This window comes from Brevundimonas sp. S1H14, assembly GCF_047716865.1.
Taxonomy (GTDB): Bacteria; Pseudomonadota; Alphaproteobacteria; order Caulobacterales; family Caulobacteraceae; genus Brevundimonas; species Brevundimonas naejangsanensis.
The window spans coordinates 1,038,163-1,063,984 of sequence record NZ_CP136679.1 but is presented as its reverse complement, the minus strand read 5'-3'; the positions used below and the strand labels follow the sequence as shown (position 1 = coordinate 1,063,984).

Below are 25,822 nucleotides of genomic sequence, written 5' to 3'. Positions count from 1 at the left end.
CCGCTTGACTTGCCGCCTCAGCCGTTCGACCGAAGGCCGATGACTGTTCCCGCTCCTCATGCCGACGCCCGCGAGCCGCTGCGGCCCCTGCTCGCCCGCATCTGGCGCGAGTATCTGTCGCGGCACAAGCCGGCCTTCTTCACCTCCATGCTGCTGGCGGGCGTGTCGGGCGGTCTGACGGCCCTGCTGCTGAAATTCCTTGAGCCTGCGATCGACCTGCTGTTCGGCCAGCATCAGGGGCCGGTGACGGTCTGGAAGACGCTCACCATTCCGGCGGACAAGGTGCTGATCGCCATTCCCCTGTTCATCATCGTCGTGGCGGTGATCCGCTCGCTGAGCATGGCGGGTCAGGCGGCGCTGGTGAACCGGCTGGGCCACGGCATTGTCGGCGACATTCAGAAGCAGCTGTTCTCGGGCATGATCCGGGCCGACCTGTCGCGTCTGCGCAGCCAGCATTCAGGGACGTTCGTGTCGTCGGTCCTGTTCGACGCCAATCTGGTGCGCGAGGCCTTCACCTCGGGCGTGGTCAACTACACCCAGAACGCCCTGATGCTGCTGGGCGTCATCATCGCCATGGGCTTTATCGATCTGCCGCTGACGCTGATCGTTCTGCTGGGCGTGCCGCTGGTCAGCTGGATCATCGGCCGCTTCGGCAAGAAGTCTCGCAAGGCCGCGCGCGGCGCGATGGTCGAGACCGAAGCCCTGTCCAGCGCCCTGATGGAGAATCTGGACGGCGTCCGCGTCATCAAGATCGAGAACCGCGAGGCCGCCGAGGAAGCCCGCGTCGCCACCGTCATCGACCGCCGCCAGCGCCACGTCATCAAGGGCGCTGACAGCCGCGCCTTCTCCGGCCCCGCCAGCGACATCGTCGCCTATTCCGTGGTGGCCGCCGCCATGGCCTATGCCGGATGGAGCGCCAGTAAGGGGCAGATGACCGTCGGCGCCTTCGCCTCCTTCATCGGCATGTTGCTGCTGGCCGGTCAGGCGCTGCGTCAGGTGACGAACCTGACCACGGTGCTGAGCGAGGGCTTCACCGCCGCCCGCCGCCTGTTCGCCGCCCTGGATATCGAGCCAGAAATCCGCGAGGCCAACGACGCCGCCGTAGTGGTCCCCGGCCCGGTCACCATCGCCCTTGAGCGCGTATGTTTCGCCTATCGCGCCGAGGAAGAGGGCGCCGTTCCGACCCTGTCGGACGTCAGCCTGCATGTGGCGCCGGGCGAGACGATCGCCCTTGTCGGCCCGTCGGGCGGGGGCAAGTCGACCATCCTCAGCCTGCTGCCGCGGTTCTATGACGTGACGGCGGGGCGGGTGACGCTGAATGGTCGCGACATCCGCGAGCTTAGCCTTCCGTCCTTACGCGACCACATCGCCCTGGTGACGCAGGAACCCTTCCTGTTCGACGACACCATCGCCGCCAACATCGCCTATGGCCGCCCCGGCGCCTCGGCCGAGGATATCGTGGCCGCCGCCCGCGCCGCCGCCGCCCACGACTTTATCGCCGCCCTGCCGGACGGCTACGCCACCCGCGTGGGCGAGGCCGGCGCCCGCCTGTCCGGCGGCCAGCGCCAGCGCATCGCCATCGCCCGCGCCTTCCTGAAGGACGCGCCCATCCTGTTGCTGGACGAGGCCACCAGCGCGCTGGACACCGAGAGCGAGGCCCTGGTGCAGGCCGCGCTGGAGCGGCTGATGGACGGCCGCGCCACCCTGATGATCGCCCACCGCCTGTCGACGGTGAAGAACGCCGACCGCATCTACGTCATCGACGGCGGCCGCGTGGTCGAGGAAGGAACCCATGACGCCCTGGTGGCGCGCGGCGGTCTCTACGCCCGTCTGGCCCGGCAGCAGTCGCTGGACAGCGACCCGGTCGCCCCCTCGCCTCTTTCGACTTTGCCGCCTCTGGTCGAGCTCCCCGACGAGACCGGCGCATGAGGCCGCTGCGCAACCCCGCCATCCAGAACGCCCTGTCCTGGACCCTGGCCCAGTGGATGCGGTTCTGCATCGCCACCATCCGCTGGACCCATGAGAACGAGGCCGCGGCTGAAGATGTCTGGCGTGACGGCGGAGGGGTGCTGTGCGCCTTCTGGCACTCGCGCATCGCCCTGGCGCCGTCCTGCTGGCCCAAGGACAGAGCCCAACCCGCCAAGGCGCTGATCTCCCTGTCCGCCGACGGCGAGTTCATCGCCAAGGCGATCGCGCGTCAGGGCTTTCCCGCCGTGCGCGGCTCCTCCGCCAACAAGGACAAGGCCAAACAGGCCAAGGGCGGGACGCAGGCCCTGCGCGACGGCCTGAAGCAGTTGAAGCTGGGCGCTCTCGCGCTGACCCCCGACGGCCCGCGCGGTCCGGCGCGGCAGATGGCCGAGGGCCTGCCGTTGATGGCGAAAATTTCCAAGGCGCCCGTACTGCTGATCGGCATGTCGTGCAAACCGGCGATCCGGCTGAACAGCTGGGACCGCGCCCTGCTGCCCCTGCCATTCGGCAAGGGAGCCGTCGTCTGGGACCGGGTCGACTGGCTTGAAGGCGGCGATCTGGCCGAGGTCGCCGCCGAATGGGGCCAGCGCCTGACCGCCGTCGAGGCGCGCGCCGACGCCCTGACCGGGCTGGAGCGCGTCTGACCGTGGCCTTCAGCCCCGCCCTAGTCGCCTATCGACTGCTGACCCGTCTGCTGGAGCCGCTGGCCCCGCGCCTGCTGGACGCCCGCGTCAAGAAAGGCAAGGAAGACCCCGCCCGCGTCGACGAACGGCTGGGCCTGCCCGGCATGGCGCGCCCCGAGGGGCCTCTGGTCTGGATTCACGGCGTCAGCGTCGGCGAGGCCCTGTCCATCCTTCCGCTAGCCGAGCGAATCCGCAAGGATCGCTCCGATGTGACCGTGCTGGTCACCACCGGCACCCTGACCTCGGCCCAGGTGCTGGCCAGCCGCCTGCCGCGCGGCGTCATCCACCAGTTCGCCCCGGTGGACGCCCCCTCGGCCGTCGCGGCCTTCCTCGACCACTGGCGACCCAATGTCGGCGTCTTCGTCGAGAGCGAACTGTGGCCCAACCTTCTGACCACAGCCCAGAAGCGCGGCGTGCCTCTGGCCCTCGTCAGCGCCCGCATCACCGACAAGACGGCCCAAGGGTGGAAGAAGGCCCCCGGCATGGCGCGCGCCCTGATGAACGGGTTCCAGCACGTCTGGCCTCAGGATCAGGACAGCGCCGACCGGCTGACGGCCCTGGGCGCCCGCGTCGACGGCCAGGTGAACCTGAAGCTGTCCGGCGAGCCTCTGCCTTATGACAAGGGCGAGTTCGCCCGCCTGTCGGCCCTGATCGACGACCGCCCCGTCGTCGTCGCCGCCAGCACCCATGAGCATGAGGAAATGGCCATCGTCGGCGCGCTGGATCATCTGGCCGACCGCCTGTTCCTGATCGTCGTGCCGCGCCACCCGGAACGCGCCGACGCCATCGCCGAGGCCCTGACCCATGACGGCTACGGCTTCGCCCGGCGCAGTCAGGGCCAGCCGATCTGCGACCAGACCGACATCTATCTGGCAGACACCCTGGGCGAACTGGGCCTGTTCCTGAGGCTGGCCGATGTGGTGGTCATGGGCGGCTCCTTCGCCCCCGCGCTGGGCGGCGGCGCGGTCGGCGGCCACAATCCGCTGGAGCCTGCGCGCCTAGCCAAGCCCATCGTCACCGGCCCGGACGCCAGCAACTGGCAGGCCGTGACAAGGATGCTGAAGCAGGCGGGCGGCCTCGTCTCCGTCCTGTCGCCCGCCGAACTGCCCTCGGTCGTCGGCCCCATGCTGGCGGACCCGGACGCCGCCCGCGACATGGGCGAGCGCGCGCGGCGATCGGCAGAGGCCGCCGCCGCCGGGCTGGACCGTCTGTGGCTGGCGCTTCAGGCCCACCTGCCCGCCCCCCCGTCGCGGAGACGCCCGTGAAACTGAACACCCCCCGCTGGTGGTACAGCCGCGAGCGTCGCCACGCCCCGGTGACGCGGATGCTGCTGAAGCCCGCCTCATGGCTGTGGGCGGGCGTGACGGCGCGCAGGATCGCTCGCGCCACGCCGGTCGATCCGGGCGCGGCAGTCGTCTCCATCGGCAATCTGACCGTCGGCGGCTCGGGCAAGACGCCGATCGCGCGCGAGACGCTGCGCCTGCTGCGGGATCGAAGGGTCCAGGCCGCCGCCCTGTCGCGCGGCTATGGCGGCAAGTTTGAAGGCCCGGTCCGGGTCGATCCGGCCGTCCACACCGCCGCCGACGTCGGCGACGAGCCGCTGATGCTGGCGCAAGGGTCGCCCGCCTGGATCGCGCGTGATCGCGTGGAAGGCGCCCGCGCCGCAGCGGCCGACGGCGCCGCCGTCCTGGTGCTGGACGACGCCCATCAGAACCCGGCGCTGAAGAAGACCCTCAGCTTGATCGTCGTCGACGGCGAGACACGCGGCGACGAATGGCCGTTCGGCGACGGTTCGGTCTTTCCCTCCGGCCCGATGCGCGAACCCCTGAAGGCGGGGCTGGCGCGCGCCGACGGCGTGGTGGTGCTGCTGCCCACCGACATGGCCGAGGTCGATCCTGAATTGATCGAGGTTTTCGACGGCCTGCCCGTCTTCATCGCCCGGCTGGCGCCCGAAGGCCCGCCTCCGCCGGGACCGCAGGTCGGCTTCGCGGGCATCGCCAAGCCGTGGAAGGTGGAGCGGTCGCTGATCGCCGCCGGATGCGATCTGAAGGACTTCGTCCCCTTCCCCGACCACGCCGAACTGTCGGATCGCGACTTCGCCTTCCTGAATGATCGGGCGTCGGTCTACGGCGCCGGTCTGGTGACGACGGAAAAGGACTGGGTCCGGCTCAACCCAGAAAGAAGGGCCAGGGTTTCACCCTGGCCCGTCGTCGCTCGTTTCGAGGATGAGGCGGCTTTCGCCGCCTTCCTGCTGGATCGGCTGAAACCTCAGTCCTGACGGAAGACCTGGCCGCCCTTCATGACGAAGCGGACGCGCTCAAGCTCGGTCACATCGTTCAACGGGTCGCCGGCGACGGCGATCAGATCGGCAGGCATGCCCGGCGCGATACGGCCCGCTTCGGCCGAGATCTTCAGGTGTTCGGCGGCACCGATCGTGGCCGACTGAATGGCCTCCAGCGGCGTCAGACCGGCGCGCACCAGCAGGGCGAACTCCTGGGCGTTGTCGCCGTGGGCCGAGACGCCCGAGTCGGTGCCGAAGGCGATCTTGACCCCGCCGCGATGGGCGCGGGCGGCCATGTCCAGCATCTTGGGACCGGCTTCAAGAGCCTTGGCCGTCTGGGCCGGAGTGAAGAAGTTTTCAGGGCCCGAGGCCACGCGCGCGACGAAGTCGCCCGCCAGCAGGGTCGGCACCAGCCAGGCGCCGTTGGCCTTGAACAGGCGCATGGACTCATCATCCAGATAGGTGCCGTGCTCGATGGAATCGCCGCCCGCCTTCAGGAAGGCGTTGATGCCGTCGACGCCGTGGGCGTGGGCGGTGACCTGACGGCCCATGCGGTGCGCAACCTCGACGATGGAGGCCAGTTCATCCTGGGTGAACTGCTGGTTCAGACCGGCGGCGGTGTTCGACAGCACGCCGCCCGTGGCCGTGATCTTGATGATGTCGGCGCCCGCGCGAACCTGGGTCCGCACCGCGCGGCGGCAGTCTTCGGCCCCCGAGCAGACGCTCTCGTTCGACAGGACGTGCAGGATGTCTTCGCGATAGCCGTTGGCGTCGCCATGGCCGCCGTGGACCGAGACGGACGAACCAGCGGCGATGATGCGCGGTCCGGCCACGTCGCCGCGTCGCACCGCGTCACGCAGGGCGAAGATCGACTCATTGGCGCCGCCCAGGTCCGCCACCGTGGTGAAGCCTGCATTCAGGGTGCGACGGGCGTGACGCGCCCCGACCATCGCCTGGTCGGCGTTCGACATGGTCAGCCGGTCCAGACGGCTGTTCGGGCTCTGCTCGCTGCCCAGATGGACGTGGCTGTCGATCAGGCCGGGCAGCACGAAGGCCGAGCGCAGATCGACGACGTTCCCCTCGCCGACGAAGCCGTCGCGGATTTCGACGACCTGGTTCCCTCTGATCACGAGAGTTTTATCGCGCAGCACGCGACCGCTGGCCGGATCGGCCAAAAGCCGCCCCACTTGGACGAACTTCGTCGCCTGTTCAGCCGAAACCGGCGCTGCCGCCGGGGCTTGGCGCGCCTCGGCGCCGGTGGCAGCCAAAACAGCTGCGGTCACAATCAGGGCAAGCTTTTTCATGTATCCCTCCCGTTACTGAAGCGCGCAACATAACCATTCCAATCTTCCCGCCAAGGCCAAGGTTGCGTTCTAACGACGGTTCATGAAACAAGCCGATACAGTTGTTTAACCGTGCGAGGGGCGTCGCATGCGGCTTTCCAGACGTGGCTTGATTTTGGGCGGTTCGGCCCTGTTGGCGGGGTGCTCCTCCGCAGCCTCCACCTCTCAACTTCAGCTCGCCGGAGCCGTCGCTACAACGCTGCCGATCGTACCTGAGCGCGCGCGCGCAGCCCATGTGCAGATGGCGGACGCCGGGACGACGATCGACCCCCACGGCATTGTGCGTCCGGACCTGATCGAGCGCGCCCGCGCCGCTATGGACGTGCACGGTCATAAGATCTCGAAGCGCGACCGGATGTATCTGGTCGATTTCCAGAAGTTCTCGGGCGAGGACCGCCTGTACGAAGTCGATCTGGAAGGCGGCTGGGTCACGGCCTATCGCACCAGCCACGGCCGCGGATCGGACCCGGCGCATTCAGGCTATGCGCAGCAGTTCTCGAATCGCCCGGACAGCCATATGTCCTCGATCGGCGCCTACGCCACGGCGGGCGCCAGCTGGGGCAGCCAGCAGGGGCCGAACGTCCTGCTGGACGGGCTGGAGTATTCCAACAATCTGGCGCGCGAGCGGGCCATCATCATCCACGGCGCCGACTACGCCGACCCGGCCTTTCTGGCGCGCCAGGGCAAGCTGGGCCGGTCCTACGGCTGCTTCTCGGTGTCCCACGCCGACCTGGTCCCCTTGCGCGAACGCATGGGCGAAGGGCGGCTGTTGTTCGCGATGACCTGAAGCCGCCCGGGCCGCGTCAGCGCGGCTCCAGCGCCCGCCAGCCGATGTCGGTGCGGTGGAAGCCGCCCGGCCAGTCGATCTTCGCGATCGCCTCATAGGCGCGCTCACGCGCATGAGCCACGTCGTCGCCATAGGCGCAGACGTTTAGCACGCGACCGCCCGCCGCCGCCAGGACGCCGTCGTCGCGCAGCCTGGTCCCCGCGTGGAAGACCTGGACGTGCGGTCCGAAGTCCTGATCCGCGCCGCGGATGACCGAGCCTTCCAGCGGGCTGTCGGGATAGCCCTTGGCCGCCAGCACCACGCAGATGACCACGCCGGGCTTGAAGACCGGCGCCGGCGCCTGGGTCAGGTCGCCGCGCGCGCAGGCCAGCAGCAGCGGCACGACATCGCCGTCCAGCCGCATCATCAGCACCTGACATTCGGGGTCGCCGAAGCGGGCGTTGAACTCGACCACCTTGGGGCCTTCCGTCGTCGCCATCAGGCCGACATAGAGGACGCCGCGATAGGGAACGCCTTCCTCAGCCATCTTCTGGATGGTGGGAACGACCACGCGCTCATTGGCGGCGTCGGTGAAGTCCGTCGTGAAAACGGGCGCGGGCGAATAGGCGCCCATGCCGCCGGTGTTGGGGCCCATGTCGCCGTCGAAGGCGCGCTTGTGGTCTTGCGCACCGCCGAACAACACCGACCGCGTCCCATCCGACAGGACGAAGAGGGAGCCCTCTTCCCCGTCCATGAACTCTTCGATCACCACGCGCGCCCCGGCCGCGCCGAACCGGCCGCCCAGCATCCGCTCGATCTCGGCCTCGGCGTCGGCGCGATCGGGGCTGATGGCCACGCCCTTGCCCGCAGCAAGGCCGTCGGCCTTGATGACATAGGGGGCCGAATACCGATCCAGCGCCGCCTTGGCCGAGGCGACGTCCTCATAAACGCCATAGCCCGCAGTCGGAATGCCGTGGCGCTGCAGGAAGGCCTTGGAAAAGGCCTTGGAGGTTTCCAGTTGCGCCGCCGCCTGCGTCGGGCCGAAGCAGGGGATGCCCGCCGCGTGCAGACGGTCGGCCAAGCCCTCGGCGAGGGCCGATTCAGGCCCGACGACGACCAGATCGGCCTTCATCTGGCGCGCCAGGGCCGCCAGGCCTTCCGCGTCCGTCGCCTTCAGATCGGGCCGCATCTCGCCCAGCGAAGCCATGCCGGGATTGCCGGGCGCGACGACAAGCCGCGTGACCAGCGGCGACTGGGCGATCTTCCAGGCCAGGGCGTGTTCGCGCCCTCCCGATCCGACGAGCAGAATGTTCATCCGGGCGGAATGGCCGCACGCGCCGTCCCGGTCAAGCGCCGGAAAGGGTTAGCGGACGCAAGATCATGCAAATCAGGGCATCCAGGCGGGCATGGCTTTCAACTGCTCCAGCGTCATGTCCGACACCAGGTCATAGTCGTCGCCTTCCTTGCGGGGCGTAAGGCCATCCAGCGAAATACGCACCCAGCGCGGCCCGCCCTCGCCTGCCGGCTCGATGATCAGCCCGGTGATGGCGCCCGAGGCGTCCACATCGACCTTCTGGACGTCGCCCAGATCAATCCCCGCCGGGGTGATGAGATCGGCGTCCTCCAGTTGCTTGACGGTCAGACCCAGCGCCGTCGCGCCCGCCGCAGGAGCGGCCGTATGCGTCATCCTCGGCGCCGAGGCCGCGTCGGGCGAAGCTTCCGGCGTCTTTGCCGGCTTGGGCGGCGCCTCTGAGCAGGCCGCCATCAAAGCCGCGGCCGAGGCGGCGGCGAGCAATATCCTCATCATCACGTCCTCCTGTCCTAGATCAGGGCCGAGACCACATAGACGCCGGCGCCGGCCAAAAGAATCACGCCCAGAATCAGCCACGGGCTGAGCGCCGGATTATGGCTGCGGCGCGCCAGGTCGCGCTCACGCGCCTGATCGGGCGGCAGGGCGTCGTCCGTAGCGTCTTCCGGCAGCGGGTCTGGGGACTGCACCATGATGCGCGAACGCGCGCGGAGAGGCGCCCGTTCCGCCACGCTTGCCGCACACGCCTTTGCGGGCGCGACGGCGGCGTCTAGGATGGCGCCATGACCTCCGACGACGACTACGCTTTCGAGGGCGCGGCCCCGCAGCCCGCCCGCGACAACAATCCGCCGCTGTCGATCTCTGAGCTGAGCTTCGCCCTGAAACGCACGCTGGAGGAACGCTTCGGCCATGTGCGGCTGCGCGGCGAAATTTCCAAGGTGAACCGCCACGCCTCGGGCCACGTCTATCTGACGCTGAAGGACGACAAGTCGGCCATCGACGGCGTGATCTGGAAGGGCGTGGTGCGCGGTCTGGGCGTCCAGCCCGAGACAGGACTGGAGGTCATCGTCACCGGCAAGATCACCTCCTATCCGGCGCGCTCCTCCTATCAGATCGTGATCGAGAGCATGGAGGCGGCGGGCGCGGGCGCCCTGCTGGCCCAGTTGGAGCGGCTAAAGGTCAAACTGCGCGACGAGGGCCTGTTCGACCCGGCGAAAAAGAAGGCCCTGCCGACCTTCCCGGCGACCATCGGCGTCATCACCAGCCCCACCGGCGCCGTCATCCGCGACATCCTGCACCGCATCGCCGAGCGCTGGCCCTGCCGCGTCATCGTCTGGCCCGTTGTGGTTCAGGGCGACGCCGCCTGCGGCCAGGTGTCGAACGCCATCCGCGGCTTCGACCAGATGACGCCTGACGGGCCGATCCCCCGCCCGGACCTGCTGATCGTCGCGCGCGGCGGCGGCTCGGTCGAGGACCTGTGGTGCTTCAACGACGAGGGTCTGGCGCGCACGGTCGCAGCCGCCCGCATCCCCATAATCTCGGCTGTCGGGCACGAGACCGACACCACCCTGATCGACTTCGTCTCCGACCGCCGGGCGCCGACTCCGACCGGGGCGGCCGAAATCGCCACGCCGGTGCTGGCCGATCTGCGCTGGGCGCTCAGCGATCTGGAGGGCCGTCTGTCGCGCGCCGGGGCGCGGATGCTGGAGGACCGCCGCACCCGCCTGCGCGCCGCCGCGCGCGGCCTGCCCGCCCGGCCCGAAGACCTGCTGGCCCTGCCGCAGCAACGGCTGGACCACGCCGCCAGCCGCCTCGGCTCAGGCCTGCATCGCAACGTCGCCGTGCATGAGCGACAGTTGGCGGTCGCGGCCGGTCGACTGACGCCTGGCCTGCTGCGCGCCCGCGTCGAGCGAGGTCAGGACCGCCTGCGCGGCGCCGCCGACCGTCTGGGCTCCGCGCTTCAGGCCGGGGTCGCCCGCAACGAGCGCCGCCTGCTGCAAACGGCGGGCCGCCTCAGCCCTGCGCCCCTGCACCGCCGCCTTGATCAGAGACAGGCGCGGCTGGAGGCGCTGAGCGTACGTCTGGACGGGGTCATGCCGCGTCGGCTGGAGCGCGCCGAGGACCGCCTCGCCTCCCTGTCCCGCGCCCTGACGACGCTGAACCCCAAGACGCCCAAACCCGGCTTCGCCCGCATCGAGGACGCCCAGGGCGCCATGATCGCCTCTGCCGCCGCCCTGTCGCCGGGTCAGACGGTGCAGATCGTCTTCGGCGACGGCGCCAAGGGCGCGACCATCGACGGCGAGGGTGGGATGCCGCGCCCCACGCCCAAGTCAGCACCGCGCCCGAAGGCCCCTCCTGCCGGACAGGGCGACCTGTTCTAACTTCTAATAACTCCGCTCATCCCGGCGTCCGCCGGGATGAGCGGGTTTAGGGGGCGGCGCTCTAACGGCTGCCGTCCTCGCCCAGCACCGCCTTCACCGCCTCAATGTCCAACGCCTCAACCGTCACCGTCTTGCCATCAATGACCGAGGTCGTCGTCTGCGCCTTCAGCAGGGAGTTGAGGATGGCCTCCTCCGTCGCCTCGGCGACCGCGACGAACAGGGGCGACATCCGGTCGTTGGGCCAGTCCGCGACCATCGCCTGCCCCGACCGGCGTTCCGATGTCCGTCGCACGCCATCCGCCGTCGAAAACGCGATTGCATAGTCTCCTGACCCGTTCGAGAAGGCCGCCCCCGTCCTCGCCAGACCGGCGAAGGCGCGGTTCGCCAGCCGCTCCAGATTGCGGTCCGACAGCGGCGCATCGGTCGCCACCACGATCATGATGGAGCCGTCGGCGCGCTCATTCTCCACCTCTTCGCGCAGGTAGTAACGGCCCAGCCGCACCCCGACCGGCGCCCCGTCGATGCTCAAGACCCCGCCGTAGTTCGACTGGACCAGCACACCCACGGTGAAGCCGCCCAGACTATCGGGCAGCTTACGCGAACTGGTGCCGATCCCGCCCTTGAAACCGAAAGCAATGGTGCCCGTCCCGGCGCCGACCGCGCCCTGCTCGACCGGGCCTGTCGTCGCCGTCTCGATGGCCCGCACCACGTCGGCGACCGTGACGACGCGCGCGCGGATATCGTTCAGCCCGCCGTCGTTCGTCTCGCCCACCACGGCGTTGACCGAGCGGACGTCCTCATGCCCCGGCTGTTTCAGCGTCCAGTCCAGAACGCCGTCAATCCCTCGCGCCACGGACAGGGTGTTGGTCAAGATGATGGGCGTCTCGATCTCGCCCAGTTCCATGATCTGGGTCGCGCCCGCCAGCTTGCCGAAGCCGTTGGCGACCGACAGCCCGGCCGGAACCTTGTCGCGGAACAGGGAGCCGCCGTGCGGCACGATGGCGGTGACGCCAGTGCGGATGCTGTCCCCCGAATGCAGCGTCACCTGCCCCACTTTTACGCCCGCCACATCAGTGATGGCGTTCAACGGCCCCGGCGACAGTATGCCCGGCGCCCGTCCGAGGTCGCGGATCGTCGGGCGCGCCTCCGCCCCAGCCTGAGCGTTCACGCCGGAGGCGGCGGCCAGAACGGCGGCCGAAACGGCGACGGCGAGAACGGCGGCGGGCGATCGAGACATGAAATATCCGGCAGATAACGGAGGCGCACGGCCAGATGACCGCGATTCGGCTCTCGTGCCGCACCCGGTCCGCGCTATGATGGCCCCATGAGCACGCAGATTCCTCAAGACTCGGGCCAGACGGCCAGCCTGCACTATGGCGACGGCGAGTTCGCTGTTCTGTCCGCCGGCGCCTTTGTGCGTTGCGCCGTCAGCGGCGTCGCCATTCCCCTGACGGCCCTGCGCTACTGGTCGGTAGAGCGACAGGAGGCCTATGCCGGGCCGCGCGAATATCTCGCCGCCCAGCCGCCGGGTTGAGCAGCGACTTTTCTTCGCCCTCCCTGTCCGCCGGATGATCCCCGGCACCTCCGTTCGCCGGTGTTCCAATGTCCGCCCTGAGTTCGATCCACGTCCTGCTGGTCGACGACAATCCCAATATGCGCGCCATCGTCGCGGCCATGCTGAAATCCGTCGGCGTCGGCCGCCTGACCGAGGCGGAGGACGGGGCGGCGGCGCTGGAGTTGCTGCGTCAGGAAGCCGTCGACATCGCCATCGTCGACTTCCGCATGAAGCCGATCGACGGGGTGGCTTTCACCCGCGCTGTCCGCAACGAGGCTGACAGCGCCAATCCCTATCTGCCCGTCATCATGATGACGGGCCATTCCGAGAAAAGCCGCGTAACCGAGGCGCGCGACGCGGGCGTCACCGAATTCGTCGCCAAGCCGGTCAAGGCCCAGACCCTGCTGACGCGGATCGAGGCGGTGATCCTGCGTCCCCGCCCCTTCGTGCGTTCGGCCAGCTATTTCGGCCCGGACCGTCGCCGCACGCGAACCGAGAGCTACGCCGGTCCGTTCCGTCGCGCCGACGACGGCATGGTGGATTAGGTTTCCGAGGCCCGCAGCGCCTCGTAGACCTGAGGCGGCCAGCGTTTGTGCACCCAGAACCAGTCGACCGGATGCTCACGCACCCGATCCTCGACGAAACGGTTGGCCGCCTGAACGCCCGCCTTCACATCGGCGGCCTTGTCGCCCGTATCCGGCACGGCGATCGGCTCATGGGCCGTGACGCGGAAACGCACGCCGGGCAGGCGCACCACCGACAGGGGCTGCATCACCGTGCCGAACTTCAGCGCCATGCGCGCCGCGCCCGGCGAGGCGTTGACCGGCTGGCCGAAGAACTCGACCTCCGGCCCCTGGCTGTATTTCTGATCGACCAGCAGGGCGATGGATTCGCCGCGCTTCATCCCCGCCATCAGCTCGCGCGTGCCGTCGCCCTTGGGCGCGAACAGCTTGATGCCATAGCGCTCGCGGCTCTGGCGGATCAGGGCGTCGACATAGGGGTTGTTGGCCGCGCGATAGGTCACCTGACACGGCACGCCCGCCGCCATGATGACCGCCGCCATGACCTCGAAATTGGCCAGATGGCCCGAGATCAGCACCACCGGTTTTCCGCTGTCGCGGATGGCATGCAGCCGCTCCATGCCCACGAGCTCGATGCGGCCGCTTTCCGGCGTCAGCCTGTCCATGACCGCCAGTTCGGCGAAGGTGCGGCCCGTCTGCTCCCACTGATCCACGGCCAGACGGCTGCGCTCGCCTTCGTCCATGTCGGGAAAGGCGATCCTCAGATTGCGCGTCACCGTCTTGTGCGTGCCAGTCAGCGGCCCCAGCGTCCGCAGCAGCTTGCCGCCGAAGCCCGAGGCCCGCTCGACGCCCAGCAGGCGCAAAAAGCCGAACAGCCCCTGAAACGCCGCCGCCTCCAGCCGCCAGTTCAGGTCCTGAAGAAACGGGACCTCTTTATGTGCGCTACCGCCCTTCGGGCTACTTGAGCGCGTTTGATCGTCTCTATGTGCGCTACCGCCCTTTGGGCTGCTTGAGCGCGTTTGATCACCAGGCAATCGTCAGTCCGCCGTCCACCACAAGGGTCTGGCCGGTCACATAGGCCGACGCAGGACTGCACAGATAGACCGCCGTGCCGGCGATTTCATCCGGCTGGCCGATCCTTTTCAGCGGCGCGGGATCGGTGACGGTCTTCAGCAGCTCCGGATTCTCCCACAGGTAGCGGGCGAAATCGGTCTGAACCAGGCCCGGCGCGATACAGTTCACCCGCACGTTCGACGGCCCGTATTCGACCGCCAGATTGCGCGCCAGCTGCATATCGGCGGCCTTGGAGATGTTGTAGGCGCCGATCAGGCCGTTGCCGCGCAGGCCGCCGATGGAGGAGATGATCAGGATCGCCCCGTCCTTCCGCTCCAGCATCTCGGGCGCGACCATCTGGATCAGCCAGTGGTTGGAGATGACGTTGTTCTGAAGGATCTTCTCGAACTGTTCGTCTGCGATGCCCGCCATCGGCCCGGCGTAGGGATTGGTCGCCGCATTGCAGACCAGGATGTCGATCCGGCCAAAGGCGGCGCGCGTGTCGTCCACCAGCCGCTGCAGGTCTTCCTTGGAGGCGATGTTGGCGGGAATGGCGATGGCGCGGCCCTCGCCATGCTTGTCATTGATGGCGACGGCGACCTCTTCGCACGGCCCGGCCTTGCGCGAGGAGATGACGACGCGGGCGCCGTGCTCGGCCAGACGCTCGGCGATGGCCTTGCCGATGCCCTTGGAAGAGCCGGTGATGATGGCGACCTTGCCGCTCAGATCGAACAATTCCATGCGTTAACCTCCTTTTACCGCCCGTTTATCCGCGCGGACCCTAGCCGTTAGCCTTCGTTAACGTGATACTTGATCGATTCTATAGGGAAAGGCGGTTCTGACCGGCCCCATGCGAAAGATCACCGGCGGCTTCCTGTTCTTCGGCTACCTGTTCCTCGCCCTGACCATCGGGGCGATGATCTGGCGCGCCGGTCTTGGAGCAGGCGCAGGCGCAGCCGGAGTGCTGGGCGCGCTGGGGATCATGGCCGGCGCCCACGCCATCGTCACCGGCATGGCCGACCGCCGCGCCCTGCGTCTGGAAATCGGCAAGGTGCGCGAGGCCCACCGCCTGCTGGCCGACGCGATGGAGTCGACGCAAGGCGCCCTGACCGAACTGGCCCAGGCCATCGAGACCGGCGCCCTGTCGCGCACCGACGCCCTGACGGGCGAGGTGCGGATGCTGGAAGGTCTGGTCCAGCAGATGAGCGAATCCATCGAGGAACGGCTGGCCGCCTCCACCTTGACCGCCGACACCTTCGAAGGCCGCCGTCAGGTCCAGTCGAACACCCTGCTGAAGACCGTCCACGACGCCCTGAGCGAGAACCGCGTCGACCTGTATCTGCAGCCCGTCGTGACCCTGCCCCAGCGGCGGACGGTCTTCTATGAAAGCTTCACCCGCCTGCGCGACCCCTCGAACCGGGTGATGATGCCCGCCGAATACCTGTCGGTGGCCGAGGGCGAGGGCCTGCTGCCAGCCATCGACAACCTGCTGCTGTTCCGCTGCGCCCAGATCGTGCGCCGTCTGGCCAGTCAGGACCGCAAGGTCGGCGTCTTCTGCAACATCTCGCTCGCCTCGCTGGGCGACGAGACCTTCTTCCCACAGTTCCTCGACTTCCTGAGCCAGAACCGCGACCTGAAGGACGCCCTGATCTTCGAACTGGGTCAGGCGACGTTCGACGCGCGCGGCGCCGTCGAAGCGCGCAACATGGCCAAGCTGGCCGATCTGGGCTTCCGCTTCTCCATCGACAAGGTGCAGACGCTGGACCTGGACTTCGCCGACCTGCAACGCTCGGACGTGCGCTTCATCAAGGTGGCGGCCGACCTGCTGATCGAACAACTGCTGGACCTGGACGGCGCCGCCCCACTGCCCAGCCAGCCCGACATCCGCGCCGGGGACTTCGCCCCCTTGACCCGTCGCCACGGCCTCGAACTGATCGCCGAAAAGGTCGAGAGCGAGAAACAGGTCGTCGACATCCTCGAACTGGATATCGCCATGGGCCAGGGCCACCTGTTCGGCGAGCCGCGCGCCATCAAGGAAGCCGTGCTGGCCGAGACCGACCCGCCTGCGGAGTTTGTCCTCTCGACGCTGAAATCGGCTGAGCAGCGGGTGCGCCTCTAAGCCCCGGCCCCTTCTCCCACAGGGGGAGAAGGAAGAAAAAGGCCCCTCCGCCGAAACGAAGGGGCCTGATCCTTTAAGCGTTTTGCGCGTCCAGCCAGCGGACCGCGTCAGCGTCGCGGGCCGACAGGTCGGGGTAGTCGGCGTCGGAGCCGACGTCCGGCACACGGCGCCAGGAGCGAGCGCACTTGGGATAGTCCGCCGTCTTCACCTCGACCGTGACGGCGTCGCCGCCCGCCACGAGTTCGGCGCCCGAGGTGCGGAACACCTCGGCGGCGTCCAGCCCCTCGAACGGCGCCAGCAGTTCAGCCGGGGCCGTCACCACCGGCCAGGCGTCTAGAGCGCCCCCGATGACCTTGTCGCGTCGTGCGGCTTCCAGCGCTTCGTTGACGACCTCCAGAACCGTCTCGACGTTGGTCCAGCGCTCGGCCTCGGCCGTGTTGCGCCACTGGCCCGGCGTTTCGGGGATCACCCGCGCGCAGTTGGTGCCGGCGTCGGGGAAGCGCGTGGTCCACGCCTCGTCCATCGTGAAGGGCGTCAGCGGCGCCAGCCAGGCGGTCAGGCGGCTGAACACCTCGTCCATCACCGTGCGCACGGCGCGGCGCTTGATGCTGTCGGGACGGTCGCAATAGAGGCTGTCCTTGCGCACGTCGAAATACAGCGCCGACAGGTCGCCCGAACAGAACTCCAGCACCGGCCGCACCACGTCCTGGAAACGGTATTCGGCGTAGGCCTGACGCACCTGAGCGTCCAGCTCCCACAGGCGATGCAGGATGAACTTCTCCAACGGCGGGAACTGCGAATAGTCCGTCAGGCGCTCGGCCTCGTCGAAGCCGTTCAGCGCGCCCAGCAGATAGCGGACGGTGTTCCTCAGCTTGCGATAGGCGTCGACTGTGGTCTGCAGGATCTGCTTACCGATGCGCTGGTCGTCCGAATAGTCGACCAGGGCCACCCACAGACGCAGGATGTCGGCGCCGGATTCCTTGATGATGGTCAGGGGGTCGGTCGTATTGCCCCGCGACTTCGACATCTTCTCCCCGTTCTCATCCAGGGTGAAGCCGTGGGTCAGGACAGCCTTGAACGGCGCGCGGCCGCGCGTGCCGCAGCCTTCCAGCAGCGACGACTGGAACCAGCCGCGGTGCTGGTCCGACCCTTCCAGATAGAGGTCGGCCGGCCAGTGCGAAGGGCGGTCGTCCCTATAGCCGCTCTCGGCCGTACGCGGGTCCAGCGTGAAGGCATGGGTCGAGCCGCTGTCGAACCAGACGTCGAGGATGTCCGTAACCTTCTCAAACCGCTCCGGATCATGCGCGCCCAGGAAGTCGGCGTCGGGCGCCGAGAACCAGACGTCGGCGCCGCCCTCGGCCACGGCCTTGACGATGCGGGCGTCGACCTCGGGGTCGTGCAGGGGCTGGCCGGTCTGCTTGTCCACGAACATGGCCAACGGCGTGCCCCAGGCGCGCTGACGGCTGATCAGCCAGTCGGGGCGGCCCTCGACCATCGAACGGATGCGGTTCTTGCCCGCCGCCGGGTGGAAGGCGGTGGCGTCGATGGCGTTCAGGGCGCGATCACGCAGGGTCGCGCCGTCTTCCAGCTCCTCATCCATGCGGATGAACCACTGCGGGGTGTTGCGGAAGATGATGGGCGCCTTGGAGCGCCACGAATGCGGATAGGAATGCTCCATCCGGCCGCGCGCCAGCAAATTGCCGGCCTCGATCAGCTTTTCCATCACCGCGCCGTTGGCGGGACCGAACTTGCCCGTCTTCTTGCCCTCGGTCTCCAGCACCTTAAGGCCGGCGAACAGGGGAACGTGCTCATAATAGGCGCCGTCGGGATCGACCGTGTCCGGCACCTCGCGATGACCGTGGGCCAGCCAGACGGCGAAGTCGTCCGCGCCATGGCCCGGCGCCGTGTGGACGAAGCCGGTCCCGGCGTCGTCGGTGACGTGGTCGCCCGCCAGCAGCGGCACGGAGAAGCCATAGCCGCTGTCCAGCGCCGCCAACGGGTGGGCGCACTCCAGACCCGACGGGTCGATGTCATAGATGCGCGTCCAGGCGGCGATCTTGGCGGCCTTGAACACCTCTTCGGCCAGTTTGTCGGCGAGGATGAAGCGGTCGCCCGGCTTGGCCCAGGGCTCATAGTCCAGCCCTTCCTCAAGGGCCGTGACCTCATACAGGCCGTAGTTGATTTCGGGGCCGTAGCTGATCGCCCGGTTGGCCGGGATGGTCCACGGCGTCGTGGTCCAGATCACGATCGACGGCGTGGCCGTGCGGAAGGCCAACAGGTCGTCCGGGTGGCTGTCGGTCGCACCGACCACCGGGAACTTGACCCAGATCGTGGGCGAGACGTGGTCGTGATACTCGACCTCGGCGTCGGCCAATGCGGTGCGCTCGACCGGCGACCACATCACCGGCTTGGATCCGCGATACAGCTGGCCCGAGTTCTTGAACTTGTGGAACTCCGAAACGATGGCCGCCTCGGAGGCGAAGTCCATGGTGGCGTAGCGGTTGGCGAAGTCGCCGGTGACGCCCAGACGCAGGAACTGGTCGCGCTGCAGGTCGATGTATTTGCCGGCGTATTCGCGGCAGGCGGTGCGGAACTCCTCCTTGGAGACCTCATCCTTGCGGCGGCCCTTGGCGCGGAACTGCTCCTCGATCTTCCACTCGATCGGCAGGCCGTGGCAGTCCCAGCCCGGCACGTAGTCGACGTCATAGCCCAGCAGGAAGCGCGAGCGGACCACGAAGTCCTTCAGCGTCTTGTTCAGCGCGTGGCCGATATGGATGTCGCCGTTGGCGTAAGGCGGACCGTCGTGCAGCACATAGAGGGGCGCGTTCTGCGATTGACGGAGGCTGCGCAGATGGCCGTACAGATCGCCCCACTGGGCCAGGATTTCCGGCTCCTTCTTGGGCAGGCCGCCGCGCATCGGGAACGGCGTCTCGGGCAGGAAGACGGTGTCGCGATAGTCGCGGCCGGAAGGGGTCTGGGTGTCGGCGTCAGCCATGAAATGTCTTTTCGTCTTTGCGCGCGCGGCCGCTTCGGAAGCGGCGTCAGGCGTCAGTCTAGCGTGAAGCCGCCGAACGGCCCATGCCCTGATGCTTCACGGCGGCGTCGTCTCGGCGGAATGTTTCGAGAAATCCCGACGTGCGCGGGGCTGTCAGCCCTGCAGCGCTACGCCGGGCGGCTAATCGAAATCGGACGGATCACGCGAACGGTCATGATGGGAAGGCTCTAGCAGACCCCGCGCCCCCTGCGCCATAGTCCAGACGCACAGATGGGGAGACGGATAAGATGCGTGTTCAAGCCTTGGCGACGGCGGCGGTGCTGGCCCTGACGGCGGCCGCCTGCTCGGAACAGAAGAGCGCCCCTGCGGCTGGAGAGTCGGCCGCGCCTGTCCTGACCGGCCGCGCCGCCGTCTATGCGGCGGGCGAAAGGGACGCCGAAGCCTTCGTGCGCGCCCTCTATGCCCGCGTTAGCGAACCGAAGGACACGCCCGACCCGGCCGAGGCGACAATCACCCCCGGCCGAGACCCGCTCTATTCGCGCACCATGAACGCCCTGATCGGCGTCGACGACCGCGAAGCCAAGCGCAAAAATAGCGCGCCTCGCCTCAACTACGACCCCATCTGCGCCTGCCAGGACGCCGAGGCCTTCGCCCTGAAGTCGGTGAACATGACGCCCGAAAGCCCTCAGGCCGCGACCGCCGAAGTCGTTTTCGCCAACCACGGCCAGGACCACCGCCAGACGCTTAAACTGCTGAAGGAAGGCCCGATGTGGCGCATCGCCGATGTCATCGACGACAAGGGCAAGTCGCTGCATGACGATCTGATGGCCATCGCGGAAAAGGCGCCGGGCTGAGGCGTCAGGCGAAGACCCAGACGCCCGCCGGTCGGTCGGCGTCGCTGGAGGACGGCGGCGTCTTCGGCCGGATACGACGTGTTCTGCGAGGGAGCCTCAGCCGCATCACACGGCGCATCAACTCCGAAAAACGACGCGCCGTCGCCGCCTTGACCGGCGCCAGTCGCGTCTGGGCGGCCATCAGGCTGACCGCCGTCAGCACTTCAAGATAGGCCAGCACGTCCCCGGCAGCGAAAAAAGCCAGCTCCAGGCCGACCGTTTGCCACAACATCATCACGCCGATCATCACCAGAACGAGCCGCAGCGACGAGCCCGAAAACGCCCACGACAGCTTGTCCATTACCCAGCGTCGGGCGCCTGGATTGATGTCGCACAGCAAGGCGCCCGCACCGATCAAGGCGGGCATGGCGACGCCTGCACCACTGAAGACAGCCCAGATCGTCCAAATCGCGCAAAAGCTGGCGACAGCCAGCCAGCCCCGCGAGCCATTCTCTTTCATCCGCCCCTCCCGCTAACGTCGTTCCACCAGCTGGGAACAGAAGGAGGCGCGCGCAACCGCCCGCCAGAGAGACGTCAGCCCAGAACGGCCCTCGCCGCCTCTGCATCCGCCTCAATCTGAACCTTGAGCGCGTCCAGACCGTCGAACTTCATCTCGCCGCGCAGGAAGGCGACCAGTTCGGTCTCCAGCACCTGGCCGTAGAGGCTCTCATTGAAGTCCAACAGCCAGACTTCCAGCAAAGGCTGTTCGATCTCGAACATCGGGCGCACGCCCAGATTGGCGACGCCGTTGATGACTCGCCCGTCCGGCAGGCGGGTGCGGGTCGCATAGACCCCATAGGCCGGGCGCATGTATTCGCCCATCGCCACATTGGCCGTCGGCACGCCGATGGTGCGGCCGCGCTTGTCTCCGTGGATCACCTCGCCCTGAATGGCGAAGGGGCGGCCCAGGATGGCGGCGGCGCGGGCCATGTCCCCGGCCTTCAACGCCTCGCGCACGGCGCTGGACGACAGCTTGAGCCCTGAGGCGTCGTCGATGCGGTCGGTGACGGAGACGGTGAATCCCAGCGTCTCGCCATAGGCTTGAAGCAAGGCGGGCGAGCCGGAGCGGCCCTTGCCGAAGGTGAAGTCGAAGCCGACGGCGGCGTGGACGATCCCGAGGCCTTCGGACAGGACGCGTCGGGCGAATTCCTCGTCCGACATGCCGGCCATCTCGCGATCGAACGGCAGCAGATACAGGCGGTCGACGCCCAGCGGCGCCAGGGCGCGCGCCATCTGGTCCGGCGTCATCAGGCGGAAGGGCGCGGCCTCGGGCTGGAACAGGCGGCGCGGATGGGGATCGAAGCTGACCACGGCCAGGGGGACGCCCAGCCGGTCCGCCGCCTCGCGCGCCGAGGCGATAACCGCCTGATGGCCGCGATGCACGCCGTCGAAGGCGCCGACGGCGACGGCCGCCCCCTGCTGCGCTGCGGTCAGACCGCGCCAGTCGCGAATGACTTCGACCACTTCAGGCGGCCTTCAGCGCGCCGAAGGCTTGCGGCGACGCGGCACGCGCACGACGGCGACGCCGTCCATGATCAGCTTGTCCTCGACAAAGCCCTCGCATTTCAGCTGGGCGCGGGCGCCTTCATGGTCCAGCTCGATGACCGTGATCTGAATGCGCACCATATCGCCGATCCGTACCGGGAAATGGAACGACAGGGTCTGGGAGATGTAGATCGACCCCGCGCCCGGCAGGATGGTGCCCACCACCGCCGAGCCGAAGGCCGCCGACAGCAGGCCGTGGGCGATGCGGCCGCGATAGGCCGTCTTGGCGGCGAAGGCTTCATCCAGATGCACCGGATTGAAGTCGTCGGACGCCTCGGCGAACAGACGAATCCGCTCTTCGGTGACGTGAACCGTCTTCTCTGCGGCCATGCCGACGTGGAGTTCGTCGAGGATATAGCCGCCCGACGGGTGCGCTTGGACCAGATCAACCATGTGCGGCCTTTAAGGCAGGTGCGACGAAATGGCGAGACTTACCAGGTCAGTTCCAGCGCGGCGTAGCGAGCGAAGGTCGTCTCGGCGCGAAGCAGTTCGGCGGCGCGCGCCGGATCCAGGGAACCGTCGGCCGCCTTGGCCGCATCGCCGTGAATGCCCTGTGCGATGAACAGGCAGTCCAGCGCCTGCTCGGCGGCGCCCAGGACATCGGTCACCACGCCGTCGCCGATGCACAGCACACGCGAACGGTCGACGGCGCGGCCCAGCAGGCCTTCCGCCTCCTTCAGCGCCAGGGCGTAGATGGGCGCGAACGGCTTGCCAGCCATGATCACCCGCCCGCCCATCGACTCATACAGATCGGCGATGGCGCCGCCGCAATAGATGATCGTATCCCCGCGCTGGACCACGCGATCGGGGTTGGCGCAGATCAGCTCCAGTCCGCGTTCAGCCGCCGGGATCAGACGCTCGCGATAGTCCTCGGGCGTTTCGGTCGTGTCGTCATAGGGGCCGGTGACGGAGATGAAGGCGGCGTCCTCGGCGCCGTGGGCGCTGGTCAGATCCAGACCTTGATACAGGGCGAAGTCGCGATCCGGGCCGATGATCCAGGCCGGGCCGGGCGCACGGCGCGCCAGCTCCATCCGGGTGGCGTCGCCCGAGGTGACAAAGGCCTTCCAGGCGCTGCGCGGCACGCCCAGTCCATCCAACTGCGCTACCACGTCCGAAGACGGGCGCGGCGAGTTCGAGATCAGGACGACATGGCCGCCCTTCTCATTGAACTTGGTCAGGGCCTCGCAGGCGGCGTCCCAGCTCTCGCGCCCATTGTGGATCACGCCCCAGACGTCGCAGAGCAGGATATCGTAGTCATCGGCGACGGCGGACAGGCGGGGCAACGGATGAGGCTGGGTCATGCCCCGCTTATAGCGAGTGAAAACCGGGGGGAAAGGCCGTGGCCGACGATCGGGCCGTCTGCGCTTTCCCTCTTCGCCGCCGCACGTCTTCCTGCTAACCGGCTGGACATGAAGATTTCCCGTCTCGCGATTTCCCGTCTCGCGCTGGGCGCCTACGGCATCGCCCTGGCCGTCATCATCCTGGACCAGTTGACCAAGGCCTGGGTGCTGGGGGCCATCGACGCCGCCCATATCTCCCACATCCCCGACGGCTATCGCATCGCCGAGGTCGCGCCGCCGGTCTTCAACCTGACCTATGTGCTGAACACGGGCGTCAGCTTCGGCCTGTTCGGCGGCGGCGCGGGGCGCTGGATCCTGAGCATCTTTTCGGTCGTGGTGGCGGGCCTGCTGGCCTGGTGGGCGACACGGGCGAATCGCCGCCTGCTGGTCGCGGCCATCGGCCTGGTCATGGGCGGCGCCGTCGGCAACGTCATCGACCGCATCCGCTTCGGCGGCGTGGTCGACTTCCTCGACTTTTCGGGCACCGGCCTGTTTCCGTGGATCTTCAACATAGCCGACAGCGGCATCACCATCGGGGTTATGCTGCTGATCCTGGACAGCTTCCTGTCCGAGCGTCGCACGACTGTTGGCGCGGCCCACGAAAAGTCGTAATCACACCCTCTTAACTTATCGACCCGAGCCAGCGCCCCGACGGGCGCGCCTCCCGGAGCCGAACGACCCATGCGTATCCGTCCCGTCCTGATCGCGACCCTGGCCGCTGGCGCGGCCCTCAGCCTGAGCGCCTGCGGATCGATGAAGCAGAGCATCGGCCTGTCCAAGGTCGTGCCGGACGAATTCGTCACCGTGGCCAGCGCCCCCCTGGTGGTGCCGCCCGAATACGGCCTGACCCCGCCGACGCCGGGCGCCCCGCGTCCGCAGGAACTGGCCCCTGAAAGCGCCGCACGTCAGATCCTGCTGGGTCAGCGTCAGGCCGTGACCCGCACGCCGGGCGAACAGGTCCTGGCCGCCGAGGCCGGCGCCGACCGCGCCGACCCCTTGGCCCGCTATGTCGTCGATGACGAGTTCGGCAACCTTGCGCATAAGGAAGAAAGCTGGGCCAACCGCCTGATGTTCTGGCGCAAGAACGACCCGTCCAGCCAGGCTGCGACGGTGACCCAGACGCCGGAGGGCGCCAAGACCATCGACGCCTCCAGCGAACACGCCCGTCTGGAAGCCCTGACCGGCGGCCGCGAGGGCATCACCATCGCCCCGCGTCGCGACACCCGCTTCAAGCTGCCGGGCCTGTAAGCGGCCACAAGCCGTCCGAGAGATTAAAGGCGCGTTCGTTCGACGGACGCGCCTTTTTCTGTTTCGATCAGGTCGTCAGGGCGCGCGGCAGTTTGAAGGTCACGGTCTCGCGGGCGCCGTCGTCCTCGGTCACGGTGACGTCGAAGCGGGTCCGCAGGGCGTCGATCACCCCCTGCACCAGCGGCTCGGGCGCCGAGGCCCCGGCGGTCAGGCCGATCGTCTCGACCCCGTCGAACCAGCTCCAGTCCAGATCGCCCGCGTCATCGACCAGACGCGCGTCGCCTGCGCCCGCCTTCAGCGCCACATCCACAAGCCGCGCCGAGTTGGAGGAATTCTTGGACCCCACCACCAGCACCAGGCCGCAACCGTCGCCCAGCCGCTTGACCGCCTCCTGACGGTTGGTGGTGGCGTAGCAGATGTCTTCCTTGTGCGGGTCGGGCAGTTCGGGGAAGCGCCGCTTCAGCGCCGCCAGAATCTCGGCGGTGTCGTCAACGGACAGCGTCGTCTGGGTGGCGTAGGCCAGCGGCTGATCGCCGGGACGCTGGAAGTTTTCCGCATCCTCGACCGTCTCCACCAGACTGATCGCCCCGGCGGGAAGTTGGCCCATCGTGCCGACGACCTCGGGGTGGCCCGCGTGGCCGATCAGGATGACGTGGCGGCCTGCAGCGAAATTGCGCTCGGCCTCGACGTGGACCTTGGACACCAGCGGGCAGGTCGCGTCCAGAAACAGCATCTCGCGCGAGCGGGCTGTGGCGGGCACCGACTTGGGCACGCCGTGCGCCGAGAAAACGACCGGCCGGTCGTCCGGGCACTCATCCAGTTCCTTGACGAAGACGGCGCCCAGCCCTTTCAGCCGATCGACGACATGGCGGTTGTGGACGATCTCGTGGCGCACATAGACGGGGGCGCCGTATTTCTCGATGGCGCGCTCCACGATCTGGATCGCCCGGTCCACCCCGGCGCAGAAGCCGCGCGGCGTCGCCATGCGAACGATCAGGGGGCGTCGTTGAAACTGTGAGGGCGGTACAGGCGCGTTCATGCCCGCGAACTTAGGACTTTGCGCGCCGGATCGCCACCGGAAGTCCGCGCGCCGTTTGCCGCGCCTCGCTTTAGCCGCTATCACCACCCAGCGTGGCCCGTTCGGGCGTCTGATCGGCCCGCCTTCATCGACTGCCGGAAAGCTCCTGATGCGTCGCGTCCTGACCGCCCTCGCCGCCCTTTCTCTTACGGCCGCGCTGATCCCCCACGCCGCCGAGGCCCAGAGCGGGCGCCAGCAGGGGCAGAAGGCTGAAAAGGCGCCGTCGCGTCCGACGCGTTTCGCTCCGCTCAGCCGCCGCGCCAACGCCGGTCCCTGCCCCTATGTGAAGATTCTCTACGACGCGGCCCGCTACGTCGAACTGGCGGACTATGAGCGTCCTTCGGCCAGCGGGGTCGGCTTCACCGGCGAGATCGAAGGCGTCAATTCCGACTGCACCTATCGCGAAAACGATCCGATCCGTCTGGACATGAATCTGCTGTTCAGCCTGGGCAAGGGTCCGCAGGCGCAGGGCGACTCGCGCACCTATCGCTACTGGATCGCCGTGACCGAGCGGAACTCCGCCGTTCTGGCCAAGGAATATTTCGACCTGCCGGTGACCTTCGGCGGCGCCGACCGCACCCAGGCAGAGGCCAGCCAGACCATCGTCATCCCGCGCGCCGGGGCCACCACCAGCGGCGGCCACTTCGAGGTCCTGATCGGCTTTGAGATCACGCCCGAAAACGCCGAGTTCAACCGATCCGGCAGCCGTTTCCGCCCGACTGCGGGCCAACAGACCGACTAAGA

Annotated in this window: 26 protein-coding genes; 13 read left to right on the top strand and 13 right to left on the bottom strand. The window is 68.1% G+C overall.

Annotated features, from left to right (window positions below):
• Positions 1-39: 39 nt before the first annotated feature.
• Genes RSD66_RS05195 through lpxK form a run of 4 tightly spaced genes read left to right on the top strand, consistent with a single transcriptional unit; the run spans position 40 to position 4,929 of the window.
• Positions 40-1,929, top strand: coding sequence for an ABC transporter ATP-binding protein (locus RSD66_RS05195; protein ID WP_415289255.1), 1,890 nt, complete (start codon positions 40-42; stop codon positions 1,927-1,929).
• Positions 1,926-2,612 carry a lysophospholipid acyltransferase family protein gene (locus tag RSD66_RS05190; protein ID WP_415289254.1) on the top strand — a complete coding sequence of 229 codons (687 nt, stop codon included), beginning with the start codon at positions 1,926-1,928 and terminating at the stop codon, positions 2,610-2,612. The genes RSD66_RS05195 and RSD66_RS05190 overlap by 4 nt, the downstream gene beginning before the upstream one ends.
• Before the next feature lie 2 nt (positions 2,613-2,614).
• The gene (locus RSD66_RS05185; protein ID WP_415289253.1) at positions 2,615-3,916 is read left to right on the top strand and encodes a 3-deoxy-D-manno-octulosonic acid transferase; all 1,302 of its coding nucleotides are present in this window, start codon (positions 2,615-2,617) and stop codon (positions 3,914-3,916) included.
• Positions 3,913-4,929, top strand: coding sequence for a tetraacyldisaccharide 4'-kinase (lpxK, locus tag RSD66_RS05180; protein ID WP_415289252.1), 1,017 nt, complete (start codon positions 3,913-3,915; stop codon positions 4,927-4,929). The genes RSD66_RS05185 and lpxK overlap by 4 nt, the downstream gene beginning before the upstream one ends.
• On the opposite strand, the gene RSD66_RS05175 is transcribed toward lpxK, so the two are convergent.
• Entirely contained in the window at positions 4,920-6,236 is a 1,317-nt protein-coding gene (locus RSD66_RS05175; RefSeq protein ID WP_024353365.1) for a metal-dependent hydrolase family protein, read from the bottom strand. The genes lpxK and RSD66_RS05175 overlap by 10 nt on opposite strands.
• A gap of 127 nt (positions 6,237-6,363) precedes the next feature.
• Here RSD66_RS05175 and RSD66_RS05170 point away from each other — a divergent pair, with 127 nt between their 5' ends.
• The gene (locus RSD66_RS05170; protein WP_415289251.1) at positions 6,364-7,062 is read left to right on the top strand and encodes a murein L,D-transpeptidase catalytic domain-containing protein; all 699 of its coding nucleotides are present in this window, start codon (positions 6,364-6,366) and stop codon (positions 7,060-7,062) included.
• Positions 7,063-7,078: 16 nt separating this feature from the next.
• Here the strand turns inward: RSD66_RS05170 and purD are convergent, their stop codons facing one another.
• The 3 genes from purD to RSD66_RS05155 form a co-directional block, all read right to left on the bottom strand.
• Complete coding sequence (gene purD, locus RSD66_RS05165) at positions 7,079-8,356, bottom strand: phosphoribosylamine--glycine ligase (protein ID WP_415289250.1); 1,278 nt, start codon at positions 8,354-8,356, stop codon at positions 7,079-7,081.
• A 72-nt stretch (positions 8,357-8,428) separates the two neighbouring features.
• Positions 8,429-8,848: a hypothetical protein gene (locus RSD66_RS05160; protein ID WP_029673212.1), complete on the bottom strand. Its 420-nt coding sequence runs from the start codon at positions 8,846-8,848 to the stop codon at positions 8,429-8,431.
• A gap of 14 nt (positions 8,849-8,862) precedes the next feature.
• Positions 8,863-9,042 carry a hypothetical protein gene (locus tag RSD66_RS05155; RefSeq protein WP_029673213.1) on the bottom strand — a complete coding sequence of 60 codons (180 nt, stop codon included), beginning with the start codon at positions 9,040-9,042 and terminating at the stop codon, positions 8,863-8,865.
• Positions 9,043-9,132: 90 nt separating this feature from the next.
• Here RSD66_RS05155 and xseA point away from each other — a divergent pair, with 90 nt between their 5' ends.
• On the top strand, positions 9,133-10,731 hold the full coding sequence (gene xseA / locus RSD66_RS05150; RefSeq protein ID WP_415289249.1) for an exodeoxyribonuclease VII large subunit: 1,599 nt from the start codon (positions 9,133-9,135) through the stop codon (positions 10,729-10,731).
• 61 nt (positions 10,732-10,792) lie between these two features.
• Here the strand turns inward: xseA and RSD66_RS05145 are convergent, their stop codons facing one another.
• Complete coding sequence (locus RSD66_RS05145; protein ID WP_415289248.1) at positions 10,793-11,968, bottom strand: P1 family peptidase; 1,176 nt, start codon at positions 11,966-11,968, stop codon at positions 10,793-10,795.
• An 87-nt stretch (positions 11,969-12,055) separates the two neighbouring features.
• Between RSD66_RS05145 and RSD66_RS05140 the strand changes: the two genes are divergently transcribed.
• Together RSD66_RS05140 and RSD66_RS05135 are read left to right on the top strand one after the other, a co-directional pair.
• Entirely contained in the window at positions 12,056-12,265 is a 210-nt protein-coding gene (locus tag RSD66_RS05140) for a DUF2093 domain-containing protein (RefSeq protein ID WP_119412981.1), read from the top strand.
• Positions 12,266-12,333: 68 nt separating this feature from the next.
• Positions 12,334-12,831, top strand: coding sequence for a response regulator (locus RSD66_RS05135; protein WP_346523876.1), 498 nt, complete (start codon positions 12,334-12,336; stop codon positions 12,829-12,831).
• Here the strand turns inward: RSD66_RS05135 and RSD66_RS05130 are convergent.
• Complete coding sequence (locus RSD66_RS05130) at positions 12,828-13,670, bottom strand: lysophospholipid acyltransferase family protein (RefSeq protein WP_415289247.1); 843 nt, start codon at positions 13,668-13,670, stop codon at positions 12,828-12,830. The two genes, RSD66_RS05135 and RSD66_RS05130, sit on opposite strands and share 4 nt — an antisense overlap.
• Before the next feature lie 160 nt (positions 13,671-13,830).
• The gene (locus RSD66_RS05125; RefSeq protein ID WP_119412983.1) at positions 13,831-14,601 is read right to left on the bottom strand and encodes an SDR family NAD(P)-dependent oxidoreductase; all 771 of its coding nucleotides are present in this window, start codon (positions 14,599-14,601) and stop codon (positions 13,831-13,833) included.
• A gap of 109 nt (positions 14,602-14,710) precedes the next feature.
• On the opposite strand from RSD66_RS05125, the gene RSD66_RS05120 reads away from it, so the two are divergent.
• The gene (locus RSD66_RS05120) at positions 14,711-15,979 is read left to right on the top strand and encodes an EAL domain-containing protein (RefSeq protein WP_415289246.1); all 1,269 of its coding nucleotides are present in this window, start codon (positions 14,711-14,713) and stop codon (positions 15,977-15,979) included.
• 73 nt (positions 15,980-16,052) lie between these two features.
• On the opposite strand, the gene ileS is transcribed toward RSD66_RS05120, so the two are convergent.
• On the bottom strand, positions 16,053-18,974 hold the full coding sequence (gene ileS, locus RSD66_RS05115; protein ID WP_415289245.1) for an isoleucine--tRNA ligase: 2,922 nt from the start codon (positions 18,972-18,974) through the stop codon (positions 16,053-16,055).
• Positions 18,975-19,261: 287 nt separating this feature from the next.
• Between ileS and RSD66_RS05110 the strand changes: the two genes are divergently transcribed.
• Positions 19,262-19,828, top strand: coding sequence for a DUF3828 domain-containing protein (locus tag RSD66_RS05110; protein WP_415289244.1), 567 nt, complete (start codon positions 19,262-19,264; stop codon positions 19,826-19,828).
• 4 nt (positions 19,829-19,832) lie between these two features.
• Here the strand turns inward: RSD66_RS05110 and RSD66_RS05105 are convergent, their stop codons facing one another.
• The 4 genes from RSD66_RS05105 to RSD66_RS05090 form a co-directional block, all read right to left on the bottom strand.
• Positions 19,833-20,234 (bottom strand): hypothetical protein, encoded by a 402-nt coding sequence (locus tag RSD66_RS05105; RefSeq protein ID WP_415289243.1) that lies wholly within the window; start codon positions 20,232-20,234, stop codon positions 19,833-19,835.
• A gap of 167 nt (positions 20,235-20,401) precedes the next feature.
• Complete coding sequence (locus RSD66_RS05100) at positions 20,402-21,331, bottom strand: bifunctional riboflavin kinase/FAD synthetase (RefSeq protein ID WP_415289242.1); 930 nt, start codon at positions 21,329-21,331, stop codon at positions 20,402-20,404.
• A gap of 12 nt (positions 21,332-21,343) precedes the next feature.
• Positions 21,344-21,805 (bottom strand): MaoC family dehydratase, encoded by a 462-nt coding sequence (locus tag RSD66_RS05095; protein WP_029673216.1) that lies wholly within the window; start codon positions 21,803-21,805, stop codon positions 21,344-21,346.
• 38 nt (positions 21,806-21,843) lie between these two features.
• A complete protein-coding gene (locus tag RSD66_RS05090; RefSeq protein ID WP_415289241.1) occupies positions 21,844-22,713 on the bottom strand; it encodes a TIGR01459 family HAD-type hydrolase in 870 nt (289 codons plus the stop codon).
• 108 nt (positions 22,714-22,821) lie between these two features.
• Here RSD66_RS05090 and lspA point away from each other — a divergent pair, with 108 nt between their 5' ends.
• Positions 22,822-23,364, top strand: a complete 543-nt coding sequence (lspA, locus tag RSD66_RS05085) for a signal peptidase II (protein WP_346523885.1) — start codon at positions 22,822-22,824, stop codon at positions 23,362-23,364.
• A 69-nt stretch (positions 23,365-23,433) separates the two neighbouring features.
• The gene (locus tag RSD66_RS05080; protein WP_024353382.1) at positions 23,434-24,000 is read left to right on the top strand and encodes a DUF3035 domain-containing protein; all 567 of its coding nucleotides are present in this window, start codon (positions 23,434-23,436) and stop codon (positions 23,998-24,000) included.
• Positions 24,001-24,067: 67 nt separating this feature from the next.
• On the opposite strand, the gene ispH is transcribed toward RSD66_RS05080, so the two are convergent.
• Entirely contained in the window at positions 24,068-25,039 is a 972-nt protein-coding gene (gene ispH, locus RSD66_RS05075; RefSeq protein ID WP_415289240.1) for a 4-hydroxy-3-methylbut-2-enyl diphosphate reductase, read from the bottom strand.
• A gap of 148 nt (positions 25,040-25,187) precedes the next feature.
• Between ispH and RSD66_RS05070 the strand changes: the two genes are divergently transcribed.
• On the top strand, positions 25,188-25,820 hold the full coding sequence (locus tag RSD66_RS05070) for a Tat pathway signal sequence domain protein (protein WP_415289239.1): 633 nt from the start codon (positions 25,188-25,190) through the stop codon (positions 25,818-25,820).
• Positions 25,821-25,822: the final 2 nt, after the last annotated feature.

Excerpts from the sequence above, each read along its gene's own strand:
- RSD66_RS05195 (WP_415289255.1), top strand. The coding sequence starts at position 40 with ATGACTGTTCCCGCTCCTCATGCCGACGCCCGCGAGCCGCTGCGGCCC.
- RSD66_RS05190 (WP_415289254.1), top strand. The coding sequence starts at position 1,926 with ATGAGGCCGCTGCGCAACCCCGCCATCCAGAACGCCCTGTCCTGGACC.
- RSD66_RS05175 (WP_024353365.1), bottom strand. The coding sequence starts at position 6,236 with ATGAAAAAGCTTGCCCTGATTGTGACCGCAGCTGTTTTGGCTGCCACC.
- RSD66_RS05170 (WP_415289251.1), top strand. The coding sequence starts at position 6,364 with ATGCGGCTTTCCAGACGTGGCTTGATTTTGGGCGGTTCGGCCCTGTTG.
- purD (WP_415289250.1), bottom strand. The coding sequence starts at position 8,356 with ATGAACATTCTGCTCGTCGGATCGGGAGGGCGCGAACACGCCCTGGCC.
- RSD66_RS05160 (WP_029673212.1), bottom strand. The coding sequence starts at position 8,848 with ATGATGAGGATATTGCTCGCCGCCGCCTCGGCCGCGGCTTTGATGGCG.
- RSD66_RS05155 (WP_029673213.1), bottom strand. The coding sequence starts at position 9,042 with ATGGTGCAGTCCCCAGACCCGCTGCCGGAAGACGCTACGGACGACGCC.
- xseA (WP_415289249.1), top strand. The coding sequence starts at position 9,133 with ATGACCTCCGACGACGACTACGCTTTCGAGGGCGCGGCCCCGCAGCCC.
- RSD66_RS05145 (WP_415289248.1), bottom strand. The coding sequence starts at position 11,968 with ATGTCTCGATCGCCCGCCGCCGTTCTCGCCGTCGCCGTTTCGGCCGCC.
- RSD66_RS05140 (WP_119412981.1), top strand. The coding sequence starts at position 12,056 with ATGAGCACGCAGATTCCTCAAGACTCGGGCCAGACGGCCAGCCTGCAC.
- RSD66_RS05135 (WP_346523876.1), top strand. The coding sequence starts at position 12,334 with ATGTCCGCCCTGAGTTCGATCCACGTCCTGCTGGTCGACGACAATCCC.
- RSD66_RS05125 (WP_119412983.1), bottom strand. The coding sequence starts at position 14,601 with ATGGAATTGTTCGATCTGAGCGGCAAGGTCGCCATCATCACCGGCTCT.
- RSD66_RS05120 (WP_415289246.1), top strand. The coding sequence starts at position 14,711 with ATGCGAAAGATCACCGGCGGCTTCCTGTTCTTCGGCTACCTGTTCCTC.
- ileS (WP_415289245.1), bottom strand. The coding sequence starts at position 18,974 with ATGGCTGACGCCGACACCCAGACCCCTTCCGGCCGCGACTATCGCGAC.
- RSD66_RS05110 (WP_415289244.1), top strand. The coding sequence starts at position 19,262 with ATGCGTGTTCAAGCCTTGGCGACGGCGGCGGTGCTGGCCCTGACGGCG.
- RSD66_RS05105 (WP_415289243.1), bottom strand. The coding sequence starts at position 20,234 with ATGCCCGCCTTGATCGGTGCGGGCGCCTTGCTGTGCGACATCAATCCA.
- RSD66_RS05095 (WP_029673216.1), bottom strand. The coding sequence starts at position 21,805 with ATGGTTGATCTGGTCCAAGCGCACCCGTCGGGCGGCTATATCCTCGAC.
- RSD66_RS05090 (WP_415289241.1), bottom strand. The coding sequence starts at position 22,713 with ATGACCCAGCCTCATCCGTTGCCCCGCCTGTCCGCCGTCGCCGATGAC.
- lspA (WP_346523885.1), top strand. The coding sequence starts at position 22,822 with ATGAAGATTTCCCGTCTCGCGATTTCCCGTCTCGCGCTGGGCGCCTAC.
- RSD66_RS05080 (WP_024353382.1), top strand. The coding sequence starts at position 23,434 with ATGCGTATCCGTCCCGTCCTGATCGCGACCCTGGCCGCTGGCGCGGCC.
- ispH (WP_415289240.1), bottom strand. The coding sequence starts at position 25,039 with ATGAACGCGCCTGTACCGCCCTCACAGTTTCAACGACGCCCCCTGATC.
- RSD66_RS05070 (WP_415289239.1), top strand. The coding sequence starts at position 25,188 with ATGCGTCGCGTCCTGACCGCCCTCGCCGCCCTTTCTCTTACGGCCGCG.